Source organism: Enterobacter huaxiensis, from assembly GCF_003594935.2.
Taxonomy (GTDB): Bacteria; Pseudomonadota; Gammaproteobacteria; order Enterobacterales; family Enterobacteriaceae; genus Enterobacter; species Enterobacter huaxiensis.
The window spans coordinates 3,158,563-3,179,993 of the sequence record NZ_CP043342.1; the positions used below are offsets into that span (position 1 = coordinate 3,158,563).

15 protein-coding genes are annotated in these 21,431 nt (G+C 57.0%); 5 read left to right on the top strand and 10 right to left on the bottom strand.

Going from position 1 to position 21,431, the window contains the following annotated elements; all coding sequences use genetic code 11:
* Nucleotides 1-15: 15 nt before the first annotated feature.
* The 8 genes from D5067_RS15140 to lrp form a co-directional block, all read right to left on the bottom strand.
* Nucleotides 16-879, bottom strand: a complete 864-nt coding sequence (locus D5067_RS15140; protein WP_119934863.1) for a dimethyl sulfoxide reductase anchor subunit family protein — start codon at nucleotides 877-879, stop codon at nucleotides 16-18.
* A gap of 1 nt (nucleotide 880) precedes the next feature.
* Complete coding sequence (gene dmsB, locus D5067_RS15145) at nucleotides 881-1,498, bottom strand: dimethylsulfoxide reductase iron-sulfur subunit DmsB (RefSeq protein WP_119934864.1); 618 nt, start codon at nucleotides 1,496-1,498, stop codon at nucleotides 881-883.
* Between the two features lie 10 nt (nucleotides 1,499-1,508).
* A complete protein-coding gene (dmsA, locus tag D5067_RS15150) occupies nucleotides 1,509-3,953 on the bottom strand; it encodes a dimethylsulfoxide reductase subunit A (RefSeq protein WP_119934865.1) in 2,445 nt (814 codons plus the stop codon).
* A gap of 211 nt (nucleotides 3,954-4,164) precedes the next feature.
* Nucleotides 4,165-5,457 carry a serine--tRNA ligase gene (gene serS / locus D5067_RS15155; RefSeq protein WP_119934866.1) on the bottom strand — a complete coding sequence of 431 codons (1,293 nt, stop codon included), beginning with the start codon at nucleotides 5,455-5,457 and terminating at the stop codon, nucleotides 4,165-4,167.
* Between the two features lie 92 nt (nucleotides 5,458-5,549).
* Nucleotides 5,550-6,893, bottom strand: coding sequence for a replication-associated recombination protein RarA (gene rarA, locus D5067_RS15160; protein ID WP_119934867.1), 1,344 nt, complete (start codon nucleotides 6,891-6,893; stop codon nucleotides 5,550-5,552).
* 9 nt (nucleotides 6,894-6,902) lie between these two features.
* Nucleotides 6,903-7,517, bottom strand: coding sequence for an outer membrane lipoprotein periplasmic chaperone LolA (lolA, locus tag D5067_RS15165; protein ID WP_119934868.1), 615 nt, complete (start codon nucleotides 7,515-7,517; stop codon nucleotides 6,903-6,905).
* A gap of 129 nt (nucleotides 7,518-7,646) precedes the next feature.
* Nucleotides 7,647-11,375: a DNA translocase FtsK gene (ftsK, locus tag D5067_RS15170; protein WP_119934869.1), complete on the bottom strand. Its 3,729-nt coding sequence runs from the start codon at nucleotides 11,373-11,375 to the stop codon at nucleotides 7,647-7,649.
* Between the two features lie 135 nt (nucleotides 11,376-11,510).
* Nucleotides 11,511-12,005, bottom strand: coding sequence for a leucine-responsive transcriptional regulator Lrp (lrp, locus tag D5067_RS15175; RefSeq protein WP_002439523.1), 495 nt, complete (start codon nucleotides 12,003-12,005; stop codon nucleotides 11,511-11,513).
* A gap of 545 nt (nucleotides 12,006-12,550) precedes the next feature.
* Here lrp and trxB point away from each other — a divergent pair.
* From trxB to infA, 5 genes are all read left to right on the top strand, one after another.
* Nucleotides 12,551-13,519 carry a thioredoxin-disulfide reductase gene (trxB, locus tag D5067_RS15180; RefSeq protein WP_119934871.1) on the top strand — a complete coding sequence of 323 codons (969 nt, stop codon included), beginning with the start codon at nucleotides 12,551-12,553 and terminating at the stop codon, nucleotides 13,517-13,519.
* Nucleotides 13,520-13,633: 114 nt separating this feature from the next.
* Complete coding sequence (gene cydD, locus D5067_RS15185; protein WP_119934872.1) at nucleotides 13,634-15,400, top strand: heme ABC transporter permease/ATP-binding protein CydD; 1,767 nt, start codon at nucleotides 13,634-13,636, stop codon at nucleotides 15,398-15,400.
* Complete coding sequence (gene cydC, locus D5067_RS15190) at nucleotides 15,400-17,121, top strand: heme ABC transporter ATP-binding protein/permease CydC (RefSeq protein ID WP_119934873.1); 1,722 nt, start codon at nucleotides 15,400-15,402, stop codon at nucleotides 17,119-17,121. The genes cydD and cydC overlap by 1 nt, the downstream gene beginning before the upstream one ends.
* A gap of 46 nt (nucleotides 17,122-17,167) precedes the next feature.
* Nucleotides 17,168-17,872, top strand: coding sequence for a leucyl/phenylalanyl-tRNA--protein transferase (gene aat / locus D5067_RS15195; RefSeq protein WP_119934874.1), 705 nt, complete (start codon nucleotides 17,168-17,170; stop codon nucleotides 17,870-17,872).
* Between the two features lie 284 nt (nucleotides 17,873-18,156).
* Nucleotides 18,157-18,375: a translation initiation factor IF-1 gene (gene infA, locus D5067_RS15200; RefSeq protein ID WP_002211347.1), complete on the top strand. Its 219-nt coding sequence runs from the start codon at nucleotides 18,157-18,159 to the stop codon at nucleotides 18,373-18,375.
* Between the two features lie 71 nt (nucleotides 18,376-18,446).
* On the opposite strand, the gene D5067_RS15205 is transcribed toward infA, so the two are convergent.
* Complete coding sequence (locus tag D5067_RS15205; RefSeq protein ID WP_119934875.1) at nucleotides 18,447-18,896, bottom strand: hypothetical protein; 450 nt, start codon at nucleotides 18,894-18,896, stop codon at nucleotides 18,447-18,449.
* A gap of 253 nt (nucleotides 18,897-19,149) precedes the next feature.
* On the bottom strand, nucleotides 19,150-21,429 hold the full coding sequence (gene clpA / locus D5067_RS15210) for an ATP-dependent Clp protease ATP-binding subunit ClpA (protein WP_119934876.1): 2,280 nt from the start codon (nucleotides 21,427-21,429) through the stop codon (nucleotides 19,150-19,152).
* Nucleotides 21,430-21,431 lie beyond the last annotated feature (2 nt).

The following is a 21,431-nucleotide window of genomic DNA, read 5'->3' on the forward strand; positions in this document are numbered from 1 at the left end:
TAACGAAAAAAAGTTTTAGCTGGCGATAGCCATACCAACAGTCATATGCAAACCGTAAAACACGCCACGACCGATTAATTCCCCTGCCAGCACCAGCACAAAGGCCAGTGACAGTAACGGCAGCGCAGGCTGATAGCCTTTAACCTGAGGCGCTATCCAGAATACCAGCGCCGCCGCCAGCAGAACGATACGCCAGGCCATAAGCGAGCCGTAGTTCGGCACCAGGGCAGACGCCTGCTGAATTGAGCTATGGATAGTTGCCAGTTCAGCGCCCTGCATCAGGGCAACTATCGCGCTTACCACCAGCGCCAGCAGAGAGACGGCTGGCAGCAGACGCATCGCCCAGCCATCAACGCCGCCCGCGCGCAGCAGCAGGTAACCCAGCAGCGGCCCACCGATGAACATCGTCAGGAAGAAGCTGACTGGCGTCCAGACGCTGTACCAGGTTGGAACGGTATCGATGGTGTTATAGACGCGCACCATCATCCACACGAACACTACGCCCAGCACCATGGTCACAATCAGCCACAGGCTCCGTACAGATGCAGGCAATTTCTTCAGCGCAGCCAGCAGCCAACCCAGCCCACCGATGGCAAAGAAAATCGCCCCGCTGGCAATCTCATTACTGAGTGAGGATGCGCCCACGCGGTTGAGAGAGTTAAACGCACGCATAGGCGAACCGAGATGCAGCGTAGACGCCACAAAGCCAATCCCCATCAGCACCCACAGGCCAAACATGCTCAACACGACACGCTGCTGCTGTTCGGCATTCAGATTCCCTTTTAACAACGCCAGCGCGAGCACGATAAAACCACCCGCAACGCACTGCCCAAAGACCGTGAAGATCATCAGCGGCCATTCATGCCATCCACTTCCCATCTCACACCTCCTTCGGGTTTGCCAGATAGCCGGTGGTATCCCCTGTCGGGCGGCTATTAGCGTTAGGTTTAATCACAATGCTCGGCTTCGTGAAGTGCGCGGACGGCAGCGGCGCAACCGCCGCAAGCTGACCGTGTTTTTTACGCAGCTCATCAATCGGCCCGAAGTCCAGCGCGCGCAGCGGGCAGGACTCAACGCAGATTGGTTTTTTGCCGTCAGCGACGCGGCTGTGGCAGCCGTCGCACTTGGTCATATGGCCTTTGGCTTCGTTGTACTGCGGCGCGCCGTACGGGCAGGCCATATGGCAGTATCGACAGCCGATGCAGACGTCTTCGTCCACCACCACAAAACCGTCTTCGCGCTTGTGCATCGCCCCGCTCGGGCAGACCTTGGTACAGGCCGGGTCTTCGCAGTGGTTACAGGCAATTGACAGGTAATAGGCAAAGACGTTTTGATGCCAGACACCGTTGTCTTCCTGCCAGTCGCCTCCCGCGTATTCGTAAATACGACGGAAGCTGACGTCCGGCGTTAAGTCTTTATAGTCCTTGCAGGCCAGCTCGCAGGTTTTACACCCGGTGCAACGGCTGGAGTCAATAAAAAATCCATATTGAGTTGTCATCGGTTACTCCTTACACCTTTTCAACCTGAACGAGGTTCGTGTGGGACGGGTTGCCTTTCGCCAGAGGCGACGGGCGCTGCGTGGTCAGTACGTTGATACTGCCTGCCTGGTCGATGCGGTTTGCATCCGGGTTATACCAGGCCCCTTCCCCCAGCGCGACAACGCCAGGCATCATGCGCGGTGTAACTTTAGCTTCGATATGCACCTCACCACGACCGTTGAAGATACGAACGCGGTCACCGTTGCTGATGCCACGCGCTTTTGCATCCATCGGGTTAATCCACATCTCCTGGCGGCACGCCGCTTTCAGTACGTCAACGTTGCCGTAGGTCGAGTGCACGCGCGCTTTATAGTGGAAACCAGTCAGCTGCAGCGGGAATTTCGCCGTCAGCGGATCGTTATAGTTTTCGAAACCAGGCGTATAGATTGGCAGCGGATCGATAACGTCCCCTTCCGGCAGCTCCCACATCGAAGCGATTTTCGCCAGCTCTTCGGAGTAGATCTCAATCTTGCCCGACGGCGTGGTTAGCGGGTTGGCCTGCGGATCTTCACGGAACGATTTGTATGCCACGTGATGGCCTTCCGGATCGCGCTGTTTGTACATGCCCTGCTTGCGGAAGGTGTCGAAGTCCGGCAGGTCCGGAACCGCTTTGCGGGAGAGTTCATGCAGATGGCGCATCCATCCTTCCTGAGTCCGCCCCTCGGTAAACTGCTGCTCGACGCCAAGGCGTTTCGCCAGCTCAGAGGTCATCTCATAGATAGTTTTGCACTCAAAGCGCGGCTTAATGGCCTGGTCGGTAAAGATCACGTAGGACATATTCCCGCAGGAAGCGTCCAGCGCGAAATCCATCTGCTCAGACGCGGTGCAGTCCGGCAGCAGGATATCGGCATATTTCGCCGACGAGGTCATGTGGCAGTCGATGACCACAATCATCTCGCACTTCTTGTCATCCTGCAGGATCTCATGGGTGCGGTTGATTTCGGAGTGCTGGTTGATAAGACAGTTACCGGCATAGTTCCAGATCATCTTGATCGGCACGTCCAGCCTGTCTTTGCCGCGCACGCCGTCGCGCAGCGCGGTCATTTCCGGGCCGCGCTCAATCGCATCCGTCCACATAAACATGGAGATGCTGGTTTGAACCGGGTTATCCAGCGTCGGCATACGTTCAAACGGCACTTCATACGAGCCTTCGCGCGCGCCGGAGTTGCCGCCGTGAACACCAACGTTGCCGGTGAGGATGGAGAGCATTGAGATAGCACGGGTCGCAATCTCGCCATTCGCGTGACGCTGCGGTCCCCAGCCCTGGCTGATATAGGCCGGTTTCGCCAAGCCGATTTCGCGCGCCAGCTGGACAATACGCTCAACCGGAATGCCGGTGATAGTCGATGCCCACTCCGGCGTTTTGGCCACGCCGTCGCTGCCCTGACCGAGAATATAGGCTTTATAGTGACCGTTCGCCGGCGCGCTGGCCGGCAGGGTTTTCTCGTCATAGCCGACGCAGTATTTATCGAGGAACGGCTGATCGACGAGGTTCTCGGTGATCATTACCCACGCCAGAGCGCTGACGAGCGCCGCGTCCGTACCTGGACGGATTGGGATCCACTCATCTTCACGCCCTGCACCAGTATCGGTATAGCGCGGATCGACGATGATCATGCGGGCGTTGGATGTGGCGCGAGCCTGTTCGAGGTAGTAGGTTACCCCGCCGCCGCTCATGCGCGTTTCGCCAGGGTTATTACCGAACAGCACCACCAGCTTACTGTTTTCGATGTCGGACGGGCTGTTGCCGTCTGCCCAGCCGCCGTAGGTATAATTCAGGCCCGCGGCAATCTGTGCGGAAGAGTAGTCACCGTAGTGATTGAGATAGCCGCCGCAGCAGTTCATCAGGCGCGCAACCAGCGTTTTTCCCGGCGGCCATGAGCGCGTCAGGGTACCGCCAAGCGTCCCGGTGCCGTAGTTCAGGTAGATGGATTCGTTGCCGTAGTCTTTTATCAGGCGCTGCATATTGGTGGCGATAATATCGTAGGCCTCGTCCCAGCTGATGCGCTCGAACTTCCCTTCCCCACGCTTACCCACGCGCTTCATCGGATACTTCAGACGGTCCGGGTTATAGACGCGGCGGCGCATTGAGCGCCCGCGCAGGCAGGCGCGAACCTGATGTAACCCTTCGTAGTTATCGTCCCCGGTGTTGTCGGTTTCAACATATTTGATTTCCCCATCCACCACATGCATGCGCAGTGGACAACGGCTACCGCAGTTAACGGTACAGGCACTCCAGACCACTTTTTCCGGGGCCGTAGCCGGAGACAGTGCATCTGCCGCCGACGCCAGCCGGGAAAAAGGGAGCGTGAAGGCGCTGCCGGCAACAGCCAGGCCGCCAATAGCCGTGGTTTTCATCAACCCACGGCGAGTGACCTCGGCAGCCATTAACGCATCAGGCGCTTTGATTTTCATAGAGACTCACTTTGGTTGCTCACAAAGAAATAAAGGGCGGCATAGACCGCTATATAGTTTTATGTATAACGATATTTTTGGTTATCAGTGTTTTATGCTGACTTTCGTTCGGAGGAGTATTACTACTTTAGAGGGAGGGGTTATTGCTTCGTATCAAATCAGAGGCATAAAAAAAGCGCCCTGAGGCGCTTTTTTGTCTTAGAGCAAATAATTAGCCGATGAACTGCTGGCCTTTCATGTAAGGGCGCAGCACTTCCGGGATCTCAATGCGCCCGTCAGCCTGCTGGTAGTTTTCCAGCACGGCAACCAGCGTACGGCCAACAGCCAGACCAGAACCGTTCAGGGTATGAACCAGACGGGTCTTCTTGTCAGATTTGCTGCGGCAACGCGCCTGCATACGACGCGCCTGGAAATCCCAGACGTTGGAGCAGGAGGAGATTTCACGGTAGGTGTTCTGCGCAGGCACCCAGACTTCAAGGTCGAAGGTTTTGCAGGCACCGAAGCCCATGTCGCCGGTGCACAGCGCCATACGGCGGTACGGCAGGCCCAGCAGCTCCAGCACTTTCTCAGCATGACCGGTCATCTCTTCCAGCGCGTCCATAGACTCTTCAGGACGAACGATCTGCACCATCTCTACCTTGTCGAACTGGTGCATACGGATCAGACCACGGGTGTCACGACCGTAAGAACCGGCTTCAGAACGGAAGCACGGAGAGTGTGCAGTCAGTTTGATTGGCAGGTCGTCTTCGTCGATGATCTCATCACGCACGAGGTTGGTCAGCGGCACTTCCGCGGTTGGGATCAGCGCGTAGTTGCTGCTGTCTGCTTCCTCGTCCAGCGGACGGGTGTGGAACAGATCGCCGGCAAACTTCGGCAGCTGGCCGGTACCGTACAGCGTATCGTGGTTAACCAGATACGGAACGTAGGTTTCGCTGTAGTCGTGCTGCTCGGTGTGCAGATCCAGCATGAACTGCGCCAGAGCGCGGTGCAGATGGGCAATTTGACCCTTCATCACCACAAAGCGAGAACCCGTCAGCTTAACCGCCGCCGCAAAGTCCAGGCCCGCGTGCATTTCGCCCAGGGTCACATGATCGCGAACCTCGAAGTCGAATTCGCGAGGCGTGCCCCAGCGTTTCACTTCAACGTTGTCGTTTTCATCTTTACCAACAGGCACGCTGTCGTCAGGAATGTTCGGGATAGCCAGGGCGATATCACGAATTTCGGTCTGAAGAACGTCCAGTTCAGCTTTCGCCTGATCCAGCTCTTCACCCAGTTTATTCACTTCCAGGCGTAATGGCTCAATATCTTCCCCGCGCGCTTTCGCCTGGCCGATGGATTTCGATCGAGAATTACGCTCTGCCTGCAGATTTTCAGTTTGTACCTGCAGAACTTTACGACGCTCTTCAAGAGCGCGCAGCTTATCTACATCCAGCTTAAAGCCCCGGCGTGCCAGTTTTTCAGCGACTGCGTCTGGCTCATTACGCAGCAGATTGGGATCGAGCATGCTTATCCTGTGCTTATCGAATTAAAATAGGAAAAAGTGACCACAGCCTGCGATCACAGGGATACAACGCCAACATTACCGCAACGATAGCGCTAACGGTAGCGTTTTATAGGGCTATTTTGATCCTGTCCGGCAAGCCAGGCGAGCTTTTCGCCAATCTTACCCTCAAGACCTCTGTTTGTGGGGTGATAATAGCGGGTTTGTGCCATCTCCTGCGGGAAATATTCCTCCCCGGCGGCGTAGGCGTTGGGCTCGTCGTGGGCGTAGCGGTACTCCTGCCCATAGCCCATCTCTTTCATCAGTTTGGTTGGCGCGTTGCGCAGGTGTACCGGGACATCATAATCCGGACGTTCACGCGCGTCGGACATTGCCGCTTTGAAGGCGGTATACACCGCATTACTTTTCGGCGCGCAGGCCAGGTAGACGATTGCCTGCGCAATGGCGCGCTCGCCCTCAGCGGGCCCGACGCGGGTAAAGCAGTCCCAGGCGGAGATAGCCACCTGCATGGCGCGCGGGTCAGCATTACCCACATCTTCTGACGCAATCGCCAGACAGCGACGCGCGACGTATAAAGGATCGCCACCCGCCGTGATGATGCGTGCGTACCAGTAAAGCGCGGCATCCGGCGAGCTGCCGCGAACGGATTTGTGCAGCGCCGAAATCAGGTCGTAAAAACGATCGCCTTTATTATCAAAACGGGCGCTGCGCTCGCCGGCTATTTCGGTGAGCAGTTCAGGCTTCAGCACTCGCTTGCCGGAAGCATCCATTTCGGCCATGTCGGCCATCATTTCCAGCGTATTCAGAGCCCGGCGCGCATCGCCGTTGACCAGTTGAGCAATGGCGAGACGCGTCTCGTCCGGCAGAACGATATCCTGTCCACCGTATCCACGAGCTTTATCGTCCATCGCCTGGGTGAGGACCTTTTCGATATCCTCTGTCGTCAGCGACTTAAGCAGGTAAACGCGCGCGCGGGAGAGCAGCGCCGAGTTCAGTTCAAATGACGGATTTTCAGTGGTGGCGCCGATGAAGAAAATCGTGCCGTCTTCGATATGCGGCAGGAAGGCATCCTGCTGGCTCTTGTTGAAGCGGTGGACTTCGTCCACAAAGAGGATCGTGCGGCGCCCGGCGTTACGGTTTTGCCGCGCACGCTCGATGGCTTCGCGGATCTCCTTTACACCCGACGTGACTGCAGAAATACGTTCAACATCAGCGTTTGCATAGCGGGCGATCACTTCGGCCAGGGTGGTTTTACCGGTTCCCGGCGGCCCCCAGAGGATCATCGAATGCAGATGCCCGGCTTCAATAGCGCGCGGCAACGGTTTTCCCGCAGCCAGCAGGTGCTGCTGGCCGATGTACTGCGCTAAATTTTCTGGCCGCATACGGGCGGCCAGTGGTTGAAACGCATTATCTGAAAAATCGAGCGACAGGTTGCCCACTCATGCCTCTTACTTATTACGTTGGTCATCCACCGTTACGCCCTGCGGCGGGGTAAAGGTGAATTTCGATGCATCGACAGAACCGTTTTGCTGCGTTTTCAGCTGGTAGCTGCTGCGCTGGTCGTCCTGCTCAACCGCACCGAATTGATTGATCGTACCGTTGCTGCTCACGTTAATGGTGAACTGCTTCAGGTTGCCGTTGCTGCCTTTCGGCGTCAGGACAAATTCATCACCGTTCTGCTTGATGTTGTACTGCTGCCAGTCGCTGGACTGGTTGCGGGCAATCAGCATAAACGGCGTGTTGCTGGTCGCATCTTTCAGCCAGGTGGCCGTGGCCTGCTCAACAAACGGGTTGAAGAACCACAGGGTTTTACCGTCAGACACCAGAATGCTTTCATCCGGCTGGGTCATGTGCCAGTTAAACAGGTTCGGGCGTTTTACCCATAAATCACCCTGGCCTTCCTGCACGGCATTGCCGCTGCCGTCCGTCACTTTTTGCGTAAAGCTAGCGTGGAAGCTGCTGACCTTATCCAGGCGGCTTTTAAGGTCGCTGGCCGCATCAGCCCAGACGCTGCTGGCGACAAAACTGGAGAGTAATGCACAGGCGATGGCGATTTTTTTCATTGTTATTCCTTAAAATACGTCTTCCCGTTATGGGGGTTCCGTCTTCTATTCTGGACCTGCCCGCAGGCAGGCGACAGAAGAAAATGCTTAATTTTGGCTGATTTACCCATCTTTGCAATCGCTGAAAGGTCATTCGAACGGCGGCGGCGCCAGCACCTCACGATTGCCGTTATGCCCCTGCTCGCTCACGATGCCCTGGGCTTCCATCTGTTCGATGATGCGCGCCGCTCGGTTATAGCCGATACGGAACTGACGCTGTACGCCAGAGATGGACGCTTTACGTTTTTCAGTAACGAAGTTAACCGCCTGGTCGAACAGCGGATCTAGCTCTTCGCCGCCGTCAAAGCCACCGCCGCCACCTTCGCTTTCGGTGTCATTGGTAATACCGTCAACGTACTGCGGCCGGCCGCGTGCTTTCCAGTCCTGCACCACCGCGTGAACTTCCTCATCGCGAACGAACGCGCCGTGGACACGCACCGGCGAGGTCGAGTTCGGGCCGGAGTACAGCATATCGCCCATCCCCAACAGCGACTCAGCGCCGCCCTGGTCAAGAATGGTACGGGAGTCAATTTTGCTTGATACGGTAAACGCGATGCGGGTCGGGATGTTGGCCTTGATCAGACCGGTGATCACATCCACGGACGGTCGCTGGGTTGCCAGTACAAGGTGAATACCCGCCGCACGCGCTTTCTGTGCCAGACGAGCAATCAGCTCTTCGACTTTTTTACCGACGGTCATCATCAGGTCAGCGAACTCATCCACCAGCACGACGATATAAGGTAGTTTTTCCAGCACCGGATGCTGGGCATCCATGCTGTCACCCGGCTTCCAGTATGGGTCCGGAATCGGACGTCCCATACGCTTCGCCTCAGCGATTTTCTCGTTATAACCGGCCAGGTTACGCACGCCCAATGCGGACATCAGCTTGTAGCGGCGTTCCATCTCGTTAACGCTCCAGCGCAGGGCGTTGGCGGCATCTTTCATATCCGTCACCACTTCGGTGAGCAGATGCGGAATGCCTTCATAGACCGACAGCTCGAGCATTTTCGGGTCGATCATGATGAAACGCACGTCCTCGGGCTGCGCTTTGTAGAGCATGCTGAGGATCATGGCGTTCACGCCGACCGACTTACCAGAGCCGGTCGTACCCGCGACCAGCAGGTGTGGCATTTTCGAGAGGTCTGCGACCACCGGATCGCCGGCGATATCTTTACCCAACACCACGGTTAGCGGAGAGGGGTTATCACGGAACTTGGTGTTATCCAGCACTTCACGCAGGTAGACGGTCTGACGTTTCTTGTTCGGCAGCTCAAGACCAACGTACGGCTTGCCTGGAATGACTTCCACCACGCGCACCGCCACGGTCGACAGAGAGCGCGCCAGGTCACGGGAGAGGTTAGAAATACGTGCCGCTTTGACGCCCGGCGCCAGGTTCAGCTCGAAGCGGGTGATCACCGGGCCAGGAGAGTAGTTCACGACATCCGCCTTGATGCGGAAGTCTGCCAGACGAGCCTCAACCAGACGGGCCATTTGTTCAAGCGCGAAGGTATCAACCGGCTCTACTTCAGACGGTGGAGGCGTCAACAGATCCAGTGACGGCAGCGGCGTGCTCGGGCGCTGAAGTGGACGACTGTCACCGTTACGCATCAGCAGCGGGTGAATCAGGCTCTCCTGCGGCTGAGGCGCTGGCTGCTGGAACTGCGGTGCCTGCTGTGCGGGTTGCTGCGGCTGCGCATAGGCCTGAGGAGCTGGCTGCTGCTGCGGTTGCGCATACGCCTGCGGAGCAGGTTGCTGTTGCGGCTGCGCATAAGCCTGCGGCGCTGGCTGCTGTCGCACCGGCTCAGCTTCCGGCATCACGCTCGGGGTGAATAGCGGTTCGCTTGGGCCATCATCCACCAGATCTTTCATCGGTGAGAATTCAAAATCCGTCAGCGAGAACGGATTCGCGCCTGTTGGCTGTTCACCGGAATAGCGCTGCTGCTGCGTGGCGGCGAACTGGCGCGCGAGTTCTGCTTCCGCAGCGTCATCTTCGTCTTCCTGAACGCGTTCGTCGTGCTGATACTCTTCACCGTAGCGCTGGTGCTGCGTCGCGGCGAACTGACGGGCCAGTTCATCCTGCTGTAGTTCATCAGCATCGTCTTCGTAATCGGATTCACGCGCTTTTTCCTCAGCCATACGCTGAGAAGGCAGCTTGATGCCATAGGATGCAAGCTCACGGCGCGTTGGCACACGTACGCGGTTAGGGCGCGGCAGCTGTGGACCAATGCCCTCTTTCACCTGCGGACGCGGTGCACCGCCCGTAGCAAGGCTAAACACAGGTGCAGCAGCGGCGGCTGCGGCAGTGGCTTGCTTCACGCTTTCAGCCACGGGGGCCACTGAGGCAATGGGATCGACAGGCGGTACGGAAACAGAAGGCGTTCTGGCCGCAGGCTCCTGCGCCGGTTCAGGCACGGGCTGGTACCAGGCCGCCAGCTGCTCGCGCTCGCGGGCACGGCGCTCTTCTACTTCTTCAAAATAGTACATCGGCGGACGAGACGGTTTCACCTCCTCCACCACTTCAGGCTCAGGCTCTACGTATGGCTGCGCGGGTTCTACCGGTTCAGGCACATACTCCTGATACGGCTGCGCGACCGGCTGCTCATAGTGCGGGTATCCCTGTGGTTCATACACAGGCTCCGGCTGATACGGCTGCTGCCACTGCTCTTCCTGAACGGGGATATAGCTTTCCGGCTCCGGTGCAATCACCGGCTCCGGCGTGTGAACGCCCGGCGCCGTCTGCCAGTCAACCTGAGGCTGCTGGATAACGGATTCTGGGGCAGGAACCGGCGCAGATGGCGTTACCGCTTCAACAGGCGCAGCATAAGCCTGCGCTGCCGTGGTTGCGGCAGCGGCGGCGGCAACCGGTTCGGTAACAGAATGGCCGTTTAACAACGGATCGTACTCGTCAAAATCACCCGGCATCGCGCGGTTGCCGGAGAAGAGAACGTCGTCAGGATCGACGGCGTTACCCGCCGCGCTGTATTCAACCTGCTCGTCTTCATCCATGCGTTTTCCGGAGAAGAGCGCCGCATCGGTTTTACGACCAAGCGGATTGGCAAATTTCTCGGCGACGCGCTGACGACGTGCCAGCGCGCCACGCATAATTCGTGCACGACGAGATTCACGGCGCTGCACCGGGGCATCGTCGTCTTCTTCATACTCGTCTTCGTATTCGTCTTCATCGACCCACGTATCGTCACGACGGGTACGATTGCTGGCAAACGTCAGAACAGTGAGAATAAAGCTGCCGATCTTCTCGGCAATACTGACCCACGACCAGCCGGTAAACAGCGTCAGGCCCGCCGCCCAGATACAGAGCAACGTCAGCGTACCGCCGCTGCTGTGAAGCATCGGCTGCAGGGCAGAACTCAGCAGGCTACCGATTACGCCGCCGGAGGCGAAGTACCAGATATCATCGGCGTTGATGGCCGCCAGCCCGCATGAGGTCAGGATCAGGGCCAGCGCGCCAATCAGGCGAAGCGAAACCGCGAAATAATCGATGTAGTCATCATTCTGGCGATGGCGCCAGGCAAACCAGCATCCGCCAATGATAATGACGGGTATGGTGTAGGCCATCACACCGAATATGAAAAAGAGAGTGTCCGCAAGCCAGGCGCCGGGAACGCCGCCTAAGTTATGGATAGGCTCATGCCACGCGGTTTGTGACCAGCTGGGATCTGAAGGGTTAAAACTGAGTAAGGCGACCATCAGCCAAACGGCAAAAAGGGCAATAACAATCAGTAACGCCTCAAGGAGACGACGTCCGCTGCTTAGCTTCGATAATGTGACTTCTTTGTCTTCGGTATATTCCTGGCTCAAGAAAGGCTCTCCAGGTATCAGGCATGTCCTGCCTGTTTGCTAAAACGGACAACAGTGCCGGGGCTCCCCGGCACTGTTGCTGTATGGATTAACAGGAGTGTAATCAAACTACACTGATTTTGCACCTGTTCCGTGTTAGCGCGTCTTAATAACCAGACGATTGCTCTGTTTGACCTCTTCCATCACCACATAGGTACGGGTGTCATTCACGCCTGGCAGACGCAGCAAGGTTTCACCCAGCAGCTTACGGTAGGCGGACATGTCCGGCACGCGGGTTTTCAACAGGTAGTCGAAATCACCGGAAACCAGATGACACTCTTGAATTTCTTCAAGTTTTTGTACAGCGGAGTTGAATTGTTCAAACACATCCGGCGCACCACGATTCAGAGTAATCTCAACAAATACCAGAAGTGAGGCATCCAGATAATGCGGGTTAAGCAGAGCCGTGTAGCCCTGAATAAAACCCTGTCTTTCCAGTCGGCGCACGCGCTCAAGGCACGGCGTCGGGGAAAGTCCCACACGTTTTGAAAGCTCGACGTTGGAAATACGCCCATCCTTTTGCAATTCATTAAGAATGTTACGATCGATACGGTCGAGATCTTTGCCAGGGCGCTTCTTGCTATCTACCATTATTATTGTCTCTCTGTATTCCTTCCCTACTCCTGCCTGGACCCTGTGCACATCACTGTTCAGAGCCTGTACCCGTTATTCATCACATCGCCTGGTTATGTGTTAGACGCAATGTGGATTCGGGTTCTGTTTGTTAAGAAGACCGTTGCCTTAAGGCAGTCACCGACATCACGTATGGCGTCTGTCCACGCCATGCGTAGATTTCACTGACCCGGTAAAAATGGCATTTACGTGCATGCCTATGCGGCACACGAGTAATGCGGTTTTTTTTCTTCCTTGAATGTTTTCGCAAAAGCGCAGGGGATTGTCAAAGCAAAACATCGATTTTTAGTACAACATGCCGGATATTCATTACGCTAGGGTATTAATCATCATTTTATTGCCTTATAAACAACCGGATTTCAGTAGAAAGCGTTATGTTATAGCGCTCAATTTATCGTCCGTACCTATCGCACATATCGATATCAAAATTTCTGCGCTCTTTTTTTACGGCAACAAATTCCCTACAATCCAGCCAAATGTCTGCCAACAACAATGGGGATCTCATGGGCACGGCTAAACACAGTAAGCTGCTAATCCTTGGTTCTGGACCTGCGGGATATACCGCAGCGGTCTATGCTGCACGCGCTAACCTGCACCCGGTACTCATCACCGGCATGGAAAAAGGCGGTCAGCTGACCACCACCACCGAAGTCGAAAACTGGCCAGGCGACCCGAATGACCTGACCGGGCCGCTGCTGATGGAACGCATGCACGAGCATGCCGCCAAATTCGAAACCGAAATTCTGTTCGACCACATTAACAAGGTCGATCTGCAGAACCGTCCGTTCCGTCTGACGGGCGACAGCGGCGAATACACCTGTGACGCGTTGATTATCGCCACCGGCGCATCGGCCCGTTATCTTGGTCTGCCGTCAGAAGAAGCGTTTAAAGGCCGCGGCGTGTCTGCCTGCGCCACCTGCGACGGTTTCTTCTATCGCAACCAGAAAGTCGCGGTGATCGGCGGCGGCAACACCGCGGTGGAAGAAGCGCTTTATCTGGCGAACATCGCCTCCGAAGTGCACCTGATCCACCGTCGCGACACCTTCCGCGCAGAAAAAATTCTGATCAAACGTCTGATGGATAAAGTGGCGAGCGGCAACATCGTGCTGCACACCCACCGTACGCTGGAAGAAGTTACCGGCGATCAGATGGGCGTTGCCGGCCTGCGCCTGCGCGACACACAGAACACCGACAACGTGGAGTCGCTGGAAGTGGCAGGCCTGTTCGTGGCAATCGGTCACAGCCCGAACACCGCAATCTTCGACGGTCAGCTTGAGCTGGAAAACGGCTACATCAAAGTGCAGTCCGGTATTCACGGCAATGCGACCCAGACCAGCATCCCCGGCGTATTCGCAGCAGGCGACGTGATGGACCATATTTATCGTCAGGCGATCACCTCTGCGGGCACCGGCTGTATGGCCGCGCTGGATGCGGAGCGCTACCTGGACGGGCTGGCTGAAACAGGTAAATAATCTTTACAAGTCAGTAACAAACGTAAATAAAGGCGGCCACTGGTCGCCTTTATTTTTCCCCGCGTGTAACATGCAGTTGTCTAATTTCTTATAACGTCACCTGCAAAGTACGCAATGGAAAAAACCCGTCAACAAGAGTTAACACGCTGGCTAAAACAGCAAAGCGTTATTTCCCGCCGCTGGCTTATGATTTCCCGTCTTTTGGGGTTTATCAGCGGTTTGTTGATTGTTGCCCAGGCATGGCTGCTGGCCCGCATTCTTAACCATATGATCATGGAGAACATCCCGCGCGAGGCGCTTCTGCTGCCTTTTGTCGTTTTGGTTCTGATCTTTGTCCTGCGCGCCTGGGTGGTCTGGCTGCGTGAACGCGTCGGTTTTCACGCCGGACAGCATATTCGCTATGAGATCCGTCGACAGGTTCTGGACCGTCTTCAGGACGCCGGTCCCGCATGGATCCAGGGCAAGCCTGCCGGTAGCTGGGCAACGCTAATTCTTGAACAGATTGACGACATGCACGACTACTATGCCCGCTACCTGCCGCAGATGGCGCTGGCCGTTTTCGTACCGCTGCTGATTGTGATCGTCATTTTTCCGATCAACTGGGTTGCCGCGCTGATCTTGCTCGGCACCGCCCCGCTGATCCCGCTGTTTATGGCGATGGTAGGAATGGGCGCAGCGGATGCCAACCGGCGTAACTTCCTGGCGCTGGGCCGCCTGAGCGGCCATTTCCTTGACCGACTGCGCGGGATGGAAACCCTGCGTATATTTGGCCGCGGTGAAGCAGAGACTGAAAACATTCGTCATGCGTCGCAGGACTTCCGTCAGCGCACCATGGAAGTGCTGCGTCTGGCGTTCCTGTCGTCCGGCGTGCTTGAATTCTTTACGTCGTTGTCGATTGCGCTGGTAGCCGTCTACTTTGGCTTCTCCTATCTCGGTGCGCTGGATTTCGGCCACTACGGGACAGCGGTAACGCTTTCCGCTGGCTTCCTGGCGCTGATCCTGGCCCCGGAATTTTTCCAGCCGCTTCGCGATCTCGGCACCTTTTATCATGCCAAAGCGCAGGCCATTGGTGCCGCCGACAGCCTGAAAACCTTCCTGGAAACGCCGCTGGCGCACCCGGAGCGTGGTGAAGCCACGCTGAATGCGAAAGAGCCGGTGACCCTTGAAGCGCAGGATTTTTCTATCCTGTCGCCCGAAGGCAAAGTGCTGGCAGGCCCGCTGAACTTTACCCTGCCAGCCGGACAACGCGTGGTGCTGGTCGGCACCAGCGGATCGGGGAAAAGTTCTCTGCTGAATGCGCTCTCCGGCTTTATGGCCTATACCGGTTCGCTGCGGGTTAATAAAACCGAACTGCGCGATCTTGACCCTGACGCCTGGCGTAAACAGCTGAGCTGGGTTGGGCAAAACCCACAGCTTCCGGCATCTACGCTGCGCGAGAATGTGCTGCTGGCGCGTCCGGATGCGCGTGAAGATGAGCTCCAGTCCGTGCTCGATCGCGCCTGGGTCAGCGAGTTTCTGCCGCTGCTTCAACAGGGCGTCGATACGGTCGTCGGCGACCAGTCTGCCGGGCTCTCCGTCGGGCAGGCTCAGCGCGTTGCCGTTGCGCGCGCGCTGCTTAACCCGTGCCAGCTTATGCTGCTTGATGAGCCCGCGGCCAGCCTGGACGCACACAGCGAGCAGCGCGTGATGGAGGCGCTTAACGCCGCCTCACGGCAGCAGACCACGCTGATGGTTACCCATCAGCTGGAAGGCATAGCCGACTGGGATCAAATCTGGGTGATGGAAAACGGTCACATCGTTGAGCACGGCGATTACGCCTCACTCGTTGCCGCGAAGGGGCCATTTGCCTCTCTGCTGGCGAATCGTCAGGAGGACATCTGATGCGCGCCCTGCTCCCCTATCTTGCGCTCTATAAACGCCACAAATGGATGCTGACGCTAGGCATCGTGCTGGCAATTATTACCCTGCTGGCAAGCATCGGCCTGCTTACGCTCTCTGGCTGGTTCCTGTCGGCCTCTGCCGCGGCTGGCTTCGCGGGGCTCTATAGCTTCAACTATATGCTGCCCGCCGCGGGCGTGCGTGGCACGGCCATCACCCGCACTGCCGGGCGCTACTTCGAGCGCCTGGTCAGCCACGATGCAACCTTCCGCGTGCTGCAGCACCTGCGTATATACACCTTCAGCAGGCTGCTGCCCCTCTCCCCTGCCGGGCTGGCGCGCTTTCGCCAGGGGGAATTGCTCAACCGCGTCGTGGCGGATGTCGATACGCTGGACCACCTCTATCTGCGCGTAATATCGCCGATTGTCGGCGCCTTCGTGGTGATTGTCGTGGTGACGCTGGGGCTGTGCGTTCTGGATGTCCCAATCGCGCTGACGCTCGGCGGCATTATGCTGCTAACGTTGATTTTCCTGCCGCCGCTGTTCTATCGAGCGGGTAAATCCACCGGCGAAAACCTCACGCGCCTGCGCGGGGAATATCGTCAACAGCTGACCTCCTGGCTGCAGGGGCAGGCAGAGCTGACTATCTTTGGCGCCAGCAGGCGCTACCGCGCACGGATGGAAAGTACAGAGCTAAACTGGCACGAGGCGCAGCGCCGACAGTCTGAACTGACGGCCTTCTCTCAGGCGCTGATGATGCTCATCGGTGGCGTGGCTGTTATCGCGATGCTGTGGATGGCCTCCGGCGGCGTGGGCGCTAACCTGCAGCCAGGCCCGCTGATTGCACTCTTTGTTTTCTGCGCGCTGGCGGCCTTCGAAGCGCTTGCACCCGTGACGGGGGCCTTCCAGCATCTTGGACAGGTTATCGCCTCTGCCCTGCGCATCACGGAAATTGCCGAGCAGGAACCCGAGGTGACGTTCACCGCTAGCCAGACATCGGTACCAGCGCAGGTTGCATTGACGCTGAACGACGTCACGTTTGCCTACGACAAGCAGGGGCAGAACGCGCTGGAAGGGATCACCCTTTCGGTAAGCGCGGGTCAGCGAATTGCGATCCTGGGCCGTACCGGCTGCGGTAAGTCAACGCTTCTGCAGCTTTTGACGCGCGCCTGGGATCCGCAGCAAGGACAGATCCAGTTTAACGATGTAAAGCTGGCTGATTTCGGCGAGCAGGCCTTACGTAAAACCGTCAGCGTGGTGCCACAGCGGGTGCATCTGTTTAGCGCTACACTGCGCGATAACCTGCTGCTGGCGGCACCCGATGCCTCTGACGACGCACTGTGCACGACGCTCGAACAAGTCGGTCTGCACAAGCTGCTTGAGGACGACGGGTTAAACGGCTGGCTGGGTGAAGGCGGTCGTCAGCTCTCTGGCGGCGAACTGCGCCGACTGGCGATTGCGCGCGCGCTGCTACACGATGCGCCCCTGATGCTGCTCGACGAGCCAACAGAAGGGCTGGACGCCACAACCGAAAGCCAAATTCTGGATTTACTGGCTACCGTCATGGCTGGCAAAACGGTGCTGATGGTCACGCACCGCCTGCGCGGGCTGGCGAGTTTCGATCGGATAATTGTGATGGACAACGGACACATTATTGAGCAAGGTAATCACGCAGAATTGTTGGCAAAACAGGGTCGCTACTACCAGTTTAAACAGCGTCTGTAGGCTATATTAGTACCGATCCTCACTCGCGTATTGGAGTTCTGTTGTCATGCGCCTGGTCCAGCTGTCTCGTCATAATATTGCGTTCCCTTCCCCGGAGGGGGCGCTGCGTGAACCAAATGGGTTGCTGGCGCTCGGCGGCGATCTCAGCCCGGCTCGTCTGTTGATGGCCTACCAGCGTGGGATCTTTCCCTGGTTTTCACCCGGCGACCCGATTTTATGGTGGTCGCCCGACCCGCGCGCCGTGCTGTGGCCAGCACAATTTCATGTCAGCCGCAGCATGAAGCGTTTCCATGCAAAATCACCCTACCGCGTGACGCTGAACCACGCCTTTGGTCAGGTCATTGAAGGCTGCGCTGAAGACCGTCACGAAGGAACATGGATCACCCGCGATATCATCACCGCCTACCACCAGCTGCACGAGCTTGGCTACGCGCATTCCATTGAAGTATGGGACGGCGGCGAACTTGTCGGCGGTATGTACGGCGTGGCGCAAGGAACGCTGTTTTGCGGGGAGTCGATGTTCTCCCGCGCCGCTAACGCCTCAAAAAGTGCGCTGCTGGTCTTTTGCCAGGAGTTTGCGCATCGCGGCGGACAGCTGATGGACTGCCAGGTGCTCAATGAGCACACTGCCTCCCTCGGCGCCGTCGAAATTTCCCGTCGCCACTACATTGAGCACCTCGATAATTGCCGCCAGGAGAAGCTCCCGCGCGACTTCTGGGTGCCGCGTACGCTCTTTCTGCCTAATGCCTAAATGTTTTCCGCATATTTTTTATGAGGGTGTTATAATTACGCCGCAGAGTAGCTTCTGCCTGTTGCCCCGCCGCCGTTTGGGACCCCCGCTTCAGATAACGTCCTGACGTTTATCCTGTTGTCTCCCCTTTACGAATGCGCTTCCTGTTCGGTTGTACCGTGACGCTTGGGCAATGCGCTGAAACTGTTTTGCTGCGTTTTAATCGCGCAATTCTTTACTTAATTGATGAATTTCGGCATTATCTTGCCGGTTCAAAACTTGGTAGTGATACCCCAGAGGATTAGATGGCCAAAGAAGACAATATTGAAATGCAGGGTACCGTACTTGATACGTTGCCTAATACCATGTTTCGCGTAGAGCTGGAAAACGGTCACGTGGTAACTGCGCACATCTCCGGTAAAATGCGCAAAAACTACATCCGCATTTTAACGGGCGACAAAGTGACTGTTGAACTGACCCCGTACGACCTGAGCAAAGGCCGCATTGTCTTCCGTAGTCGCTAATTGTTTTCGCCTGTAATGGCAGATGAATATTTAAAAGGTCGGGATTATCCCGGCCTTTTTTATTTATGGCTTTAGCGCTGCTGCGTTGGAAGATGTATTGTCATCCAGGGTTGTACAGGCGCGATTAAATCCCCCGCCATTGAATGAGCCATGTCGTGGAGTAATCCCGTCAGGTGCGGCAGCATATTGCGGTCAAAATGCGATACCAGCAGTACGTGGTTTAACGCCCGGCAGTAGTCGCATTTCGTTTCTGTATCCTCCAGCAGCCACTCTTTTGGTCGCGGTTGTTCCGCTTCATCCTCAAACTCCACCACCTGAAAATCACGCATTGATTCTGTGAGGCCGGTTTTCACCTCTTCCAGCCAGGCCCCAAGACAGCGGCAAACGGGCTGCGTTTGCGGGAGTGATTTGCAGTCGAGAAGGATTTCGGTGAGCAGCTTGCAGCGCTCGGCCAGGGTTGTGAGATCGGGGTTGAGGGAGAGTTCGGTGTAGAGCTGGGAGAAGCTATTAATATTAGTCATATGTAATCCTTTATGCACGCAAGATTGTCTGTGCACACACTTTCAGGACGCCAATCCCGGCACCTGATTTTGCAGGTGCGTCGCCATTTTATTACTGTAGATTTATCCAGCAACTGACTTCGAAAGAAACTGGAAAGCGCCTCGCAAAATTCCTCTGCGGCCTGATGCCCTCACCCCGGCCCTCTCCCACAGGGAGAGGGAGTAAACAAAAAAAACGGCAACCGAAGTTGCCGTTTTGCTTGTACCTTTCAACTCAGTGAGCCGCTTCCGGCTTGTGCTTCGCCGCACTCTGGAAATCGTACGTCAGTTCGTTCTTCGCCTGATCCAGCGCCACGGTCACCTGGCCGCCGTCCACCAGCGAGCCAAACAGCAGCTCGTTCGCCAGCGGTTTCTTCAGGTTGTCCTGAATCACGCGCGCCATCGGACGGGCACCCATCGCACGGTCGTAGCCTTTCTCAGCCAGCCAGTTGCGGGCCTCCTGACTGACTTCCAGCGATACGCCTTTCTGATCCAGCTGAACCTGCAGCTCGACGATGAACTTGTCCACCACCTGATGGATCACCTCGGTAGACAGGTGATCGAACCAGATAATGTTGTCCAGACGGTTGCGGAACTCCGGCGTGAAGATCTTCTTGATCTCCTCCATCGCATCGGTGCTGTTATCCTGGTGGATCAGGCCGATAGATTTACGCTCGGTTTCACGTACCCCGGCGTTGGTGGTCATCACCAGCACCACGTTGCGGAAGTCCGCCTTGCGCCCGTTGTTGTCGGTCAGCGTCCCGTTGTCCATCACCTGCAGCAGGATGTTAAACACGTCCGGGTGCGCCTTCTCGATTTCATCGAGCAGCAGGACCGCGTGCGGATGCTTGATCACCGCGTCGGTGAGCAGGCCGCCCTGATCAAAGCCCACGTATCCCGGAGGCGCACCAATCAAACGGCTGACGGTGTGACGCTCCATGTACTCGGACATATCAAAGCGCAGCAGCTCAATGCCCAGCGCTTTCGAGAGCTGAACCGTCACCTCGGTTTTCCCCACGCCGGTCGGGCCGGCGAACAGGAAGGAACCGACAGGCTTGTGGTCATGCCCCAGCCCGGCGCGGGCCATCTTGATCGCTTCGGTTAAGGCCTCAATGGCTTTATCCTGACCAAAGACCAGCATTTTCAGGCGATTGCCGAGGGTGCGCAGCGTGTCGCGGTCGCTCTGAGAAACGCTCTTCTCAGGGATACGCGCGATGCGGGCCACCACGGACTCAATATCCGCCACGTTAACGGTTTTCTTACGCTTGCTGGCCGGCATCAGGCGCGCACGCGCGCCCGCTTCATCAATCACGTCAATCGCCTTGTCCGGCAGATGACGGTCGTTGATGTATTTCACCGCCAGCTCCACCGCCGCACGTACCGCTTTCGCAGTGTATCGCACGTCGTGGTGTGCTTCGTACTTGGTTTTCAGGCCGTTGATGATCTGCACCGTTTCGTCAACGGACGGCTCGGTTACGTCAATTTTCTGGAAGCGACGCGCCAGCGCGCGGTCTTTCTCGAAAATGTTGCTGAACTCCTGGTAGGTCGTGGAGCCCATCACGCGGATCTTGCCGCTGGAGAGCAGCGGTTTGATCAGGTTAGCGGCATCCACCTGGCCACCGGAGGCCGCGCCCGCGCCGATGATGGTGTGGATCTCATCGATAAACAGGATGCTGCTGGTGTCCTGCTCCAGCTGTTTTAACAGCGCCTTGAAGCGTTTTTCAAAATCACCGCGGTATTTGGTGCCCGCCAGCAGCGAGCCGATGTCCAGCGAGTAGATGGTGCAGTCGGCAATCACTTCCGGCACGTCGCCCTGCACAATACGCCAGGCAAGGCCTTCGGCAATCGCGGTTTTACCCACGCCAGACTCACCCACCAGCAGCGGGTTGTTCTTGCGGCGACGGCACAGCACCTGGATTGCGCGCTCCAGCTCTTTATCGCGGCCAATCAGCGGGTCGATACCGCCAACGCGAGCAAGCTGGTTAAGGTTGGTGGTGAAGTTTTCCATACGATCCTCCCCGCCTGCTTGCTCTTCATTGTTGTTGACCTGACTGCTGGGATCGGACGGCTGGTTAGGCTCGTCTTTGCGCGTTCCGTGAGAGATAAAGTTAACCACGTCGAGTCGGCTGACTTCGTGTTTACGCAGCAGGTAGGCAGCCTGTGACTCCTGCTCGCTAAAGATGGCAACAAGGACGTTTGCGCCAGTCACTTCACTACGTCCTGAAGACTGGACGTGGAAGACCGCGCGCTGCAGCACGCGCTGGAAGCTGAGCGTCGGCTGCGTGTCGCGCTCTTCTTCACTGGCTGGCAGCACCGGTGTGGTTTGTTCGATGAAGGCTTCGAGTTCCTGACGTAGCGCCACCAGATCCACGGAGCATGCTTCCAGCGCTTCGCGGGCAGATGGGTTGCTAAGCAGTGCGAGCAGTAAGTGCTCGACGGTCATAAACTCATGTCGGTGCTCACGCGCTCTGGCGAAAGCCATGTTTAAACTGAGTTCCAGTTCTTGATTGAGCATAG

Coding starts and splice junctions, on each gene's coding strand:
- D5067_RS15140 (WP_119934863.1), bottom strand. CDS start 879: ATGGGAAGTGGATGGCATGAATGGCCGCTGATGATCTTCACGGTCTTT.
- cydC (WP_119934873.1), top strand. CDS start 15,400: ATGCGCGCCCTGCTCCCCTATCTTGCGCTCTATAAACGCCACAAATGG.
- clpA (WP_119934876.1), bottom strand. CDS start 21,429: ATGCTCAATCAAGAACTGGAACTCAGTTTAAACATGGCTTTCGCCAGA.
- lrp (WP_002439523.1), bottom strand. CDS start 12,005: ATGGTAGATAGCAAGAAGCGCCCTGGCAAAGATCTCGACCGTATCGAT.
- D5067_RS15205 (WP_119934875.1), bottom strand. CDS start 18,896: ATGACTAATATTAATAGCTTCTCCCAGCTCTACACCGAACTCTCCCTC.
- serS (WP_119934866.1), bottom strand. CDS start 5,457: ATGCTCGATCCCAATCTGCTGCGTAATGAGCCAGACGCAGTCGCTGAA.
- aat (WP_119934874.1), top strand. CDS start 17,168: ATGCGCCTGGTCCAGCTGTCTCGTCATAATATTGCGTTCCCTTCCCCG.
- dmsA (WP_119934865.1), bottom strand. CDS start 3,953: ATGAAAATCAAAGCGCCTGATGCGTTAATGGCTGCCGAGGTCACTCGC.
- cydD (WP_119934872.1), top strand. CDS start 13,634: ATGGAAAAAACCCGTCAACAAGAGTTAACACGCTGGCTAAAACAGCAA.
- dmsB (WP_119934864.1), bottom strand. CDS start 1,498: ATGACAACTCAATATGGATTTTTTATTGACTCCAGCCGTTGCACCGGG.
- lolA (WP_119934868.1), bottom strand. CDS start 7,517: ATGAAAAAAATCGCCATCGCCTGTGCATTACTCTCCAGTTTTGTCGCC.
- infA (WP_002211347.1), top strand. CDS start 18,157: ATGGCCAAAGAAGACAATATTGAAATGCAGGGTACCGTACTTGATACG.
- trxB (WP_119934871.1), top strand. CDS start 12,551: ATGGGCACGGCTAAACACAGTAAGCTGCTAATCCTTGGTTCTGGACCT.